Genomic DNA, 10,628 nt, shown 5'->3' with positions numbered 1-10,628 from the left:
GAGGAGAGCGAGCTCGAGGTGTGGAAGCAGGACGCCACGGGGCGTTATCGCCTGCTGAATCCTTCCCATATGTCGGTGGTCGGGCAAGCTCGGACCGAAGAAGACCGACGGCGACCGCCAAGCTCCCGAAGGCTTCTATTCGGTCAGCAAGAGCATGCTGAACCCTAGGTTACAGTACTACCTTTCCTTCAACCTGGGCTATCCCAACAGGCTCGAATCCGCCCTTGGATATGGCGGCACGGCGCTCATGGTACATGGTGCGTGCTCCTCCCCCGGCTGCTATGCGATGACTGACCAGGGCGTCGGCGAGATCTATGCCATCGTCAGTGCCTCGCTGGGCGGCGGCCAAACGTCAGTCCAGGTTCAGGCGCTCCCCTTCCGTATGACCGCGAAAAACATGGCCGAACACAGGAGCGACCCCAATTTCGCATTCTGGAAGACATTGAAGTCGGGATATGACGCCTTCGAGGCGACGAGGACAGAACCCAGGATTTCCGCATGTGGGGAAAATACGTCGCTAACGCCGAGTTTCAGGGAGGCGATCCAGACGATCCGCTGGCCGCGTGCCCTGCGCGCATCGACACCCCCGATCCTGCAGTCGCCGCCAGGATAAAGACGGAAGATGCCAAGCTTGCCGCGCTGCTAGAAAAGGACGGCCCTTCTCATTTGACAGCCTATGTCGACGGCGGCATGCACCCAAGCTTTCGAGCGCTTCTCAAGCAGAGCGGCCCTAAAAAGCTGGCAGAGAAGATCTCCAACATCGACTATCCCGTAAGCCGGCCGGATGCAGCACTGGCTGACCTTACGAAAAGGACTGATTTCAGCCGTAGTCTCGCTTGTCATACCCCCGAAAGTATTGCGCAACGGCGAACGGCCTATTTCGTCGCCACCTCCGAGGCTCGTCTCGTTTTGGACGAGATGGGTCCGCGGCCTTTAGGAAAGCGGTAACGCTAGCAGGCATTCTCTAACTCTTGTGGCAATCGGTCATTGAAGGCGCTGTTGACGCCGCAATCACGGCTGGTTATAGCGGCCATAATCTTGAGTCACAGACTCAAGATATAAATGCGATGAAGCATGAGGCCGGACCGCATGGAATATTGCCTTCTCTCCCCAGCACGATTGATCCCGACCGAAGAGGTGAATTTCGACAGAGTCGATGCATTACAAGCCCAAATCCTGAAAGTAGGTGCATGGACCGCACCAATAACGGCAGAAAAAGATGCCCTGTTCGTCATGGACGGCCATCACCGACTGACGGTTGCACATCGCCTCCAGCTCGCCAAGATACCGGTGGTCCTTCTCGACTACAATTCAGTGCGGTTGGAGAGTTGGCGCCCGGGTGAGGAGATCACCCCTGCGGAAATCTTCGAAATGGCGCGCAGCGGCCGCAAGTTTCCCTACAAAACAACACGGCACATCTTTGCCAAGAGCGTTCCGACATGTGATGTCCCCCTTGAGCTTTTGTGCAAGCCCGCTTCGTCAGAAATGGCGCCTCGATGCGCTTCCAGGGCGCTGTCATGAGCTTGCATTGCCACAAGGTCGGCTCTGACCTGCCGCCGATTTTACGATCGGCGACTGCGGACCTTCTCACCCGGCACGATCCACTTCTTCTGGACTGGGTTGCCCGTTTCGGCTCACCGCTCAATTTGGTCTGGCCGGACGCGTTACAGGACAACATGGCGGCGTTAAAAACCGCGCTGACGGAGGGCGGCGTCGAGCATGCGATCTATTATGGAGTGAAAGTCAACAAGTCGCCCGGCCTCATGCAGGCGGCGCTCAGCTCAGGCGCTGGGCTCGACGTCTCCAGTCTTTATGAACTTCGCGACGCAAGGCGTCTTGGGGCCAATGGTGCCAGGCTCGTGGCGACCGGGCCGGCGAAGACGGGCGCATTCCATCAAGAGCTCATTGATTGCAATGCGCTGATATCGGTGGACTCGCCCGAGGAGCTGGAAGAACTCGTCGTTCGCTTGCCGGCACATGCCAGTCCGCACCCGGTTCTCCTGCGGCTTCGGCCGCGGGATCAGAGCAAGAGCCGTTTCGGCATGCCGGCGGAGACCATCATTCCTTGCCTTGCCCGTATTGCACGGGAAAGCAGATTGCGCTTCGACGGGCTGCATTTCCATCTCAGCGGATATGGCTGGGAGACCCGCTTGGCAGCCCTGAACGAGGCCGCTGAACTCATTGCCGAAGCCCGAGCCATGAGACTTTCTCCGCGCATGATCGACATCGGTGGGGGTTTGCCGGTTCAATACGTCGATCAGTTGAAATATCAGGCGCATATCGCAGCTCAGACGCCGGAGGATTATCGTACCGGAAAAATACCGGGCTCGTTCTATCCCTACGGCAGCGCGCTCGCAGCGCCGGACTGGCTGCGCCGCCTCTTGCAGGCTGAGATGGGCGAAGGCCGCAGCGTCGCGACCTATTTTAGGCAGGAGCAGCTCGCTCTGGCAATGGAGCCGGGCCGCGCCTTGGCGGACCAGGCGGCCATTACGGTCGTTCGGGTAACCCGCGTGAAGTCCCTCGATGCGGGAACGTATGTCATCTTCGTTGAAGGCAGCAGCTTCAGCGCCTGCGAAACCTGGTTTGCCTCCGAGTTTCTGCTCGATCCGATTCTCGTGCCAGCCGCCAGACCGCTCTCCGTGTCTTCCCCAATCCGGGCCTATCTTGCCGGACATAGTTGTCTCGACGAGGACGTTCTCAGCAACAGGTGGCTGACCTTCCCCGTCACCCCGCAAGCCGGAGACCTCTTGGTCTTCGCCAATACTGGCGCTTACCAGATGGATCTTCTCGAAAACGAATTCCACCGCCACCCGATGCCCGTCCGCCTATGCGTCGTCGGGGACGCTAAAGGGCATCCCATCCTCATTCCCGACGCAATCGAAGAGGTTTAAATGCTGCACACGACCGTAACGCAATTGATCGGCCAGACTCCGGTAATGTCGATTGACGTGCCGAACCGCGAAGCCATCTTGGTACTGAAGATAGAGAAGAACAATCCCGGCGGCTCGATGAAGGACCGCATGGCACGCAGCATGGTTGTCGCCGCTCTCGACGATGGGCGCCTCGCGCCGGGAGGCACCATCGTCGAATCATCCTCCGGCAATACTGGCACCGGCCTTGCGCTCGCTGCACTGGAGTTCGGGCTGCGCTTTATCGCAGTGGTGGACCATCATGCGGCACCCGACAAGGTCCGCATGATGCGGGCGCTCGGCGCCGAGATCCGCTGCGTCGAAGGCGATTTTCGCGAGGACGAAGTCGCCGTCGTCGAGCGACAAAGGCTGGCCGCACAGCTAGGAGCCCAGCTTCCAGGCGCGTTGTTCATGAACCAATCCGACAATCCGGCAAATCCGGAAGGCTATGCCGGTCTCGTCGACGAGTTGCTGACCCAACTTCCGGACGGCATTGATGCCTTTGTCGGTTGCGTCGGGACAGGCGGCTCTATGACTGGGATCTCCCAGCGCCTCAAGCGCCACAACCCGGCCGTGCGCACGATCGCGGTCGAGCCGGCCGGATCGATTGTCTTCGGCAAGCCTGGGCATCCCTACTATCAATCCGGAACGGGAACGCCGGCAGGTGACGAGGTCGGTAAGGTGCTGGACTATGGCTGCATTGACGAGGGCGTCCAGGTCACAGACACCCAAGCCTTCGAGACTGCGCGCTACATCGCACGCAGCAAAGGACTGCTGGTGGGCGGTTCAACGGGCGGCGCCATCTACAAGGCGCTGGAGCTGATCGCCGCCGGCCAGCTGACAGGCACGGTCGTGACGACGGTGGCGGATGGCGGAGAGAAATATCTGGGTTCGATTTTCGACGACGAATGGATGGCGAAGCGCCGCCTTCTCGACCCGGCAATCGCCATCCAGCTGGATGGCTGGCTCTCCGGACGGGCGCGCGCAGCATGAAGGTGACCATTTGTGGCGCTGGCCGTACGGGCCACTTGAATGCGGTTCTGTTCAAGCAGGTTCCAGGCATTGAGGTTTCTGTCCTGACCACCTCCAGCACGGTCGCCGGGCGATGGGCAAGTGGCGACGATATCTGGCAAGCACAGACCCGGGACGATCGCATCGTGAGGGCCAGACCCGACCATGTCGGAACCGACCCTGCCAAGACGCTTGAGAATGCCGATATGGTCGTCATAACGCAGCCAGCCCAGGCGAGACCGGCACTCTTGCACCGAATCGCGCCGCATTTGCCTCGGGAAAAGAGCGTCTATGTCGGAGCAATTCCCGGCTTCTGTGGTTTCGATTGGCTCGCGGCAAAAGCGTTTTCAGAATGCGAGAATGTAGTGATCTGGGGCATGAAGGACGTGCCCCACATCGCCTTCGACCTGGTCGCGGGGCAGAAGGTGCGAATGGGTGGGGCCAAAGCAGAACTCTTTGTCGCTCTTCATCGTCGCGAAAGCGCTGCCAGCGGCTCAAGACTCACGGCAATGTTGAATCGCCTCTACGAAGCGCCCGTCACCCTCTTGCAAGACTACCTTGAGATCACTTTGACGCCAGGCAACGCATTGATGCATCCCGCAATCCTTTACACCCTCATCGGCCCTGGTGCACCCTTCGAGAACAGGCCATTCAACGAACCCCTGTGCTGGTGGAGCGATTGCCCCCAAGCAGGCGCCGAGCTCCTGGAAGCTTGCGACGCGGAGAATCAGGCGATCCGGCGGGCGAGTGAGGCGCGTCTCGGCATTGATTTGAGTTCCGTAAAGCCGCTTCAGCAGGAACTCTTGGAGGCCTATGGGAACCAGATCGCGGACGATCGGACTCTCTACACGCTTCTGCGCACAAATCGCGCCTACGCGGGCATCCGTGCTCCCCTCGTTGCCAACCCATATGGTCCGGGACTGATCGTCGATCGCGAAAGCCGCGCCTTCCATGAGGATATCGCATTCGGACAGGCCTTGCTCGTCACAATGGCGGAACGGCTCAATGTGGCGGTTCCCGCCATTGCCAAAACCTATCAATGGGCGCGCGAATACCATGGTGGATTGGCCGACGGAGCGCTCGACTATGTACCATCCGACTGGCCGGAGGCAGCTTAATGGACGAGAACATTTCTTCCGCAACAGATCAAATTGCGACAGGTGAGACAGAGCTTCTGGAGAAGGCGGCGTGCAATGCGATCAGCCGCCTGGTCCGCTGCCTGTTTGCGGAACGTCTGTTGGATCCGAATGCATTGTTGTGGGCTCATGACGGCAGGCAGGCTTGGTTTCCCCTTTGGGTTTCGCGGCGTGTGCTGCACTTTACCGACCTGTACCTTGCACCGGCCGGAACATTGCAAAATCGCGGGCAAGTCGAAGTACTGGACGGAACAGGCATCCGATACAGGATCGATGGTCCCGCCGCCCTGATGAGGGAGGTTGCGCCGTCTCTCGCCCTTACTCCTGCGCCCGACGGACTAGAGCACCTGCTCCGCGATGTGGACGATAGCATGCGCAACGACGTTCTCGCACGGCGCCATCGGGAACGCTGGAGCGCCGAGCTGCGCCAGAAAATCGCTAAGGCCGGAGCATCAGGTTTCCTTGCCTATCTCGAAGGAAACATGCCGCCGCACTTGGCGGCCATGACCCTCGACCAATGGGGTGCGCTTGAGGGCCACCCCTTCTATCCGACCTGGAAGGCAAAGCCCGGCCTGCCGCCCGAAGAGGTTATTGCATTATCACCGGAGTTCGGCGCCCGTGTGCGGCTTCGCATCGCTGCGTTGCGCACCGACTGGACCTATGTGGAGAAGATGCCGCATGTGGAAAGCTATTCGGGATGGTTTTCGAAGAACTTTCCCGACCTCTGGCAAGACTGGACCGACGGCCTGAGAGAACGCGGGAAACTACCCGAAGACTGGATTCCTTTCCCTGTCCACGCATGGCACCTGAAGAATTTTGTTGATCGCGAGTTCGCGCCCGAGATCGCGGCGGGTGTTTTCGACCCGCAAGGCCCGGAGATCGTCACGCTGCCATCCATGTCGTTTCGCACGATGCTGCCGGAGACAGAGGCGCCGAGACCTTTCATCAAGCTGCCGGTAGCCATCTGGATGACGAGCGAGCAGCGCACGCTGCAGGCCAAATCCATCCATATGGGCCCCCGCCTCAGCGCGCTGATTTCCGACATTCTCGCGAAGGAGGATGATCTCAAAAATGAGCTGGAGATTTTCACCGAAGAGCTGGGCGCCATTCTGCATCATCCGGACACGGGCGACGAGCATCCTGGCCGTTTCCTCTCGGTGGTGTATCGCCACACCGGTGCCCTGGCCCGCGGCGACGGCATGCTGCCCGTAACCGTCGCGGCGCTGCTAACGGCAAGCCCGCTGGACGGCCACCCTCTCATCTGCGAGCTCATCGCCAGAAATGGCAGCGAGAGCGAGGCGGCGGTTGCCGCATTCTTCCGCTGCTATGCGCGCACCGTCGTCCGCCCGGCGCTCGCCATGTATCTTCTCTACGGAATTGCTTTCGAGGCGCATCAGCAAAACAGCACGATTCTCTTCGACGATCACGGCCAGCCGCGGAAACTGCTGATCCGCGACTTCGGCGACGGGCGCAGTTTCGCGCCGCTCTTCAAGGAGCGCGGTTACGCGCTGAAGCCGTTCAGCCGCAAGGGGATTCTGCCGACGACATTTGACGACGACATCAGTCCCGTCCGCTCCTTCGTCCTCGATGCCTGCTTTGTCTGCCACCTTCATGAGATCGCCCTTTGCCTTACCGAGCACTACAAGCTTTCCGGCGACCTTCTATGGCGCATCCTGCGGGAGGAGACAGAAGAGGCGTTTCAGACGCTGCGGCCCCGGATGCTGTCTGATGCGTTCTGGCTCGCGGAGCGCGACGCTTTTCTTGAACAGTCTTGGCCGACCCGTTCGGTCCTGCGGATGCATCTGGAACGCTATCGCGATTATCGGCTCGAACACCAATTGCCCAACCCGCTGGCGGGGGCGCGATGACCAGTGCAGTCGCCGTCCTGCGCGGCTTCGGACCTGTCTTCGCGCTGCTGTTCGGCCTGCAATTCATTTCCATGGGCGCCATGGAAATGAGCGGCCCCTTCTGGCCGATCCAGATCAAGGCATTGAGCACTTCCGGAAGCATCTTCAGTCTCGCCGGAATCGGCGTCTATGTATGTCCGATGCTCGGCGTATCGCTGACGAGCGCCTTTTGGGGGCGCATGGGCGACCGCTACGGCAATCGGCTGATGATGGTCCGCGCCTTGGCGGGCCTGGCGGTCACGCAACTACTTGTCGCCTTCGCGAACGATGTGTGGACCATTCTGGCTCTGCGCTTCCTGCAGGGGGCGTGCGCCGGCTATATCGCCCCGGCCCAGGCCTATAGCGTGCAGATCACAGGCGGGCGCGATCGCGCGCGTCTCTTTGCCTGGCTCCAGGTGGCAACCAATGTCGGCTCTCTTGGTGGCGCCTTCCTGGGTGGCCTTATCCTTGATGCCTTGCCGTTCGCAGCCGTCAATCTCACCGCGGGCGTGATCTGTGCGCTCTGCGCCATTGTTGCCTGGGGTAGCTTGCCGGTACCGCCAGGAGGGGCGGGCTTCAAGGGCCCGGCAAAGCGGAGCACGGCGGGTCTTGCGCCATCGGCCGGCTTATCCGTGCCCGGACTCCTGGCACTGATGGGGATACTGCTGACAAGCAGGATGGTCCTGCAGGTGCCGTTTTCGCTCTTCATGTCGGAGGTCTACAGCGCTCATCATTGGGTCACCGGCTTAAGCTACGGGCTCATGGCGCTCGGTTTCGTGGTCACCGCGCCCTTGTGGGCACGGCTCTTCGAGGATCGCCCGCCGTCCTTTGTACTCGGATGGAGCGTGTTGATCACAGCCGGCTGCCTCGCGGTCACCAGTCTTGCCGGCTCGACCCGTGCCATCGGCCTATTCGCTACGCTCTATTTCGCTTGGGGCGCGCTGCTTGGAGGAACGACGCCGGTGCTGCTGTCCCTCGTTTCGGCAGCCACGCAAAGCGACCGGCAGGGATCGGTCCTGGGGCTCGCACAGAGCTGCCAGCAGATTGCTTCGGTCGTCGGGATCGTCGCCGGCGTTGTTGCCACGCAACGATACGGTCTCGAAATCGCATTCCCGCTCGTTGCGAGCCTTTATGGCCTATCTTTTTTAGTGGCGCTCTGCCTATGGCTCAAATCGCGCCCGCCATTCGACAAAGGAGAATTATCGTGAGGAAAGATCGTTCGCCCTTGCGTGCCGTGATCGCGGCTTTTGTGTTGATTGCACTAAGCCCGGCGATCATATTCGCCGGCGAACAGGCAACGCAAGCCCCGATCACTGTCACCGACATCGCCGGCCGTGAGGTGACAGTGAACGCGCCGGTCAAGCGGATTCTCCTTGGAGAGGGGCGGCAGCTTTATCTCATCGCCTCGCTCGACAAGGAAGACCCGTTGGCCCGCGTCGTCGGATGGCGCAATGATCTGGTCGAGGCCGATCCCGCCACCTACGCCCAGTATCTCGACGCCTTTCCCCAACTGGCGAAGCTTCCGGCCTTCGCAGGAAAGGAGAATGGGCTGATCGACATCGAATCGACGATCGTCCAGAAGCCCGATGTGGTGCTGCTTAATCTCGAAGCGATGAGGGCCAATCAGGACGTCAACTATATCGAGAGGCTGGCGGAGCTGAAGATTCCCGTCCTCTATATCGACTTCCGTCACGCCCCGCTGAAGAACACCGAACCGACCATTCGCCTCCTTGGCAAGATCATGGCGCGCGATACGCGCGCGGAAGAGATTATCGCTTTCCGGCATCAGGCCATGTCCCGCGTGAGCGATGTGCTCGCCCGTGCAAAGCCGCAACGCCCGAGCGTGTTCGTCGAACGGATCGGAGGGTATGCCGATGATTGCTGCCTGTGATTTGGGGCGGAAAACTTCGGCAAATATGTCGAGCGTGCTGGCGGCCACAATATCGGCAGCGACTTGCTTCCCTCCACCTTCGGGCAGCTCAACCCCGAGCAGGTAATCGCCGCCGATCCTGAGCAGGTGGTGGTTACCAGCGCCGACTGGGAAGCCTATGTCCCAGGTGGCAAGTGGATCCCGCTCGGCCCGGGCGCCGATCCCGAGGTGACCCGCAAGAAGCTCGAATGGTTCACCACCCGTAGCGCCTATACCGGCATCACCGCGCAGAAAACGCAAAATTTCCACGGTATCTGGCACCAGTTCTACAACAGCCCCTATGAGTTCTTTGCGGTCCAGCAACTGGCGAAATGGTTCCATCCGGACCTGTTCGCCGATCTTGACCCGGACGTGACATTTGCGGAATACCACCGCCGCTTCCTGCCTATCCCCTATCGGCCGGGCTATGCCGTCAGCCTTTCTGACAGGGCGAATTAGACAGGAACCAGCCGCGCAAACGGCTTTCCGCGGGCGAGGCTCTTGATATTAGGAGAGCCTCTCCTTGTCTCTTCATTGTCCACAACGCAAGCTGAAGCGAAGATTGCTTCCCCATAGCCGCAAGTGGCTGATCGGCAATAAGCTCTTACGTGTTTGGGTCCGGTCAGTCGAGCTCCAAACGGCCGAAGCGCCGGCATTTGGCCAGCGCTTCGGTGCGTATCACTAAGATGGTTCGTCCGTCGGCGGCGGCACTCACCGCGCCGTTAAAAATCCGTCGTCATCGAAACCTTCACCGTCAGCGGTGCTCCCTGCGAGATCGTGCCGAAGCTCGCAACGCCGGACCAATAATCGAGGTCGAAGACATTCTCGACTTCGGCGCGGAAGGTAACAGGCTTTTCGTTGATTTCGGTGTGATATCTGGCGCCGAGGTCAAGGCGCGTCCATGAGGGGATCGTCTGTGTATTCGCCGCGTTGACGAACTGCTCGTCCGTGTGGATGACATTGCCGGCAAGCGTCAGGCCGGGCATGAAGGGCGTATCCCATTCCGCTCCCACATTGACCTGCACCGACGGCACGCCAATAGGGGTATTGCCTTGGGTTGTTGCGCTGTTCGTTTTCGTCAACTCGCCATGAATGAAGGTCACACCGCCAAGCACCCGGACCTCAGGCGTTACTTCGCCGAAGATGCTGAGCTCCACGCCGCGGTTGCGCTGCTCGCCGCCTTCGATGAAGACGAGGTCACCGCCGCGCGTCTCAAGCTGACCGAAGGGCTTTTCGATCTGGAACGCGCTGACGGTTACCGCCACCCGTCCGAGGTCGACTTTCGTGCCGATTTCGTATTGTTTGGACCGATAGGGAGCGAGCGTCTCGCCGGCGTTGATGGCTGTCGTGGGAGCGGTGTCGCCGACGCTCAGGCCTTCGACATAGTTGGCGTAGAGGGCGACGTTCTCCCACGGCTTGACGACAATACCAGCAAGTGGGGTCACTGCGGCCTCATCGGAAGAGCTGGTGACGTCGCCTGTCACCGGACTAAAGTTTTCGGTATCGACATTTTGCCAGCGCCCACCCAGCGTCAACTGCACACGCTCGTCCAGCATTGACATCGTGTCGGAGAGAGCAAAACCGTAGAACGTGTTCTCGGACACTTTCGGCACGTGGCTCGGTTGCGGCACCTCCTGTTCGGGGCGGGGAAGCGGATCAAAGAGGTTGGTGAGTTGCGCGGTTCCCGAGTTCGAGCCCCGGTTGAGCGTCTGCTGGAGACCGCTGACCTGGAACGTGACGGCATGTTGCACGGCCTCCGTCTCGAACGCAGCCCTTA

The 10,628-nt window shown here is 60.4% G+C and carries 7 protein-coding genes and 2 pseudogenes; 8 read left to right on the top strand and 1 reads right to left on the bottom strand.

Features of this window, described 5'->3' with window-relative positions; all coding sequences use genetic code 11:
• From C9413_RS33630 to C9413_RS20090, 8 genes and pseudogenes are all read left to right on the top strand, one after another.
• A pseudogene (locus C9413_RS33630) lies at nt 1–801 on the top strand (murein L,D-transpeptidase family protein); the annotation flags it as partial.
• Nucleotides 802–1,089: 288 nt separating this feature from the next.
• Nucleotides 1,090–1,521 (top strand): ParB N-terminal domain-containing protein, encoded by a 432-nt coding sequence (locus tag C9413_RS20120; protein WP_040116527.1) that lies wholly within the window; start codon nt 1,090–1,092, stop codon nt 1,519–1,521.
• Complete coding sequence (locus tag C9413_RS20115; protein ID WP_040116526.1) at nt 1,518–2,891, top strand: Y4yA family PLP-dependent enzyme; 1,374 nt, start codon at nt 1,518–1,520, stop codon at nt 2,889–2,891. Before C9413_RS20120 ends, C9413_RS20115 begins: the two co-directional genes overlap by 4 nt.
• Nucleotides 2,892–3,902: a cysteine synthase family protein gene (locus C9413_RS20110; RefSeq protein WP_040115230.1), complete on the top strand. Its 1,011-nt coding sequence runs from the start codon at nt 2,892–2,894 to the stop codon at nt 3,900–3,902. It abuts the gene before it with no gap.
• Nucleotides 3,899–5,038 carry an NAD/NADP octopine/nopaline dehydrogenase family protein gene (locus C9413_RS20105; RefSeq protein WP_040115228.1) on the top strand — a complete coding sequence of 380 codons (1,140 nt, stop codon included), beginning with the start codon at nt 3,899–3,901 and terminating at the stop codon, nt 5,036–5,038. Before C9413_RS20110 ends, C9413_RS20105 begins: the two co-directional genes overlap by 4 nt.
• Entirely contained in the window at nt 5,038–6,924 is a 1,887-nt protein-coding gene (locus C9413_RS20100; protein WP_040115227.1) for an IucA/IucC family protein, read from the top strand. The genes C9413_RS20105 and C9413_RS20100 overlap by 1 nt, the downstream gene beginning before the upstream one ends.
• Nucleotides 6,921–8,150, top strand: coding sequence for an MFS transporter (locus C9413_RS20095; protein WP_040115226.1), 1,230 nt, complete (start codon nt 6,921–6,923; stop codon nt 8,148–8,150). The genes C9413_RS20100 and C9413_RS20095 overlap by 4 nt, the downstream gene beginning before the upstream one ends.
• Nucleotides 8,147–9,310: pseudogene (locus C9413_RS20090) on the top strand (ABC transporter substrate-binding protein). The gene C9413_RS20095 and the pseudogene C9413_RS20090 overlap by 4 nt, the downstream one beginning before the upstream one ends.
• Before the next feature lie 263 nt (nt 9,311–9,573).
• Here the strand turns inward: C9413_RS20090 and C9413_RS20085 are convergent.
• Nucleotides 9,574–10,628 (bottom strand): TonB-dependent receptor (locus tag C9413_RS20085; RefSeq protein ID WP_170250814.1); only part of this gene is annotated, 1,055 nt, incomplete at its 5' end.

Origin of the sequence: Rhizobium sp. SEMIA 4085 (assembly GCF_013004495.1) — a bacterium.
In the GTDB taxonomy this organism is placed as follows: domain Bacteria; phylum Pseudomonadota; class Alphaproteobacteria; order Rhizobiales; family Rhizobiaceae; genus Rhizobium; species Rhizobium gallicum.
The sequence above is the reverse complement of the archived record's forward strand: the minus strand, read 5'-3'. Positions and strand labels throughout refer to the sequence as shown.

Coding starts and splice junctions, on each gene's coding strand:
- C9413_RS20120 (WP_040116527.1), top strand. CDS start 1,090: ATGGAATATTGCCTTCTCTCCCCAGCACGATTGATCCCGACCGAAGAG.
- C9413_RS20115 (WP_040116526.1), top strand. CDS start 1,518: ATGAGCTTGCATTGCCACAAGGTCGGCTCTGACCTGCCGCCGATTTTA.
- C9413_RS20110 (WP_040115230.1), top strand. CDS start 2,892: ATGCTGCACACGACCGTAACGCAATTGATCGGCCAGACTCCGGTAATG.
- C9413_RS20105 (WP_040115228.1), top strand. CDS start 3,899: ATGAAGGTGACCATTTGTGGCGCTGGCCGTACGGGCCACTTGAATGCG.
- C9413_RS20100 (WP_040115227.1), top strand. CDS start 5,038: ATGGACGAGAACATTTCTTCCGCAACAGATCAAATTGCGACAGGTGAG.
- C9413_RS20095 (WP_040115226.1), top strand. CDS start 6,921: ATGACCAGTGCAGTCGCCGTCCTGCGCGGCTTCGGACCTGTCTTCGCG.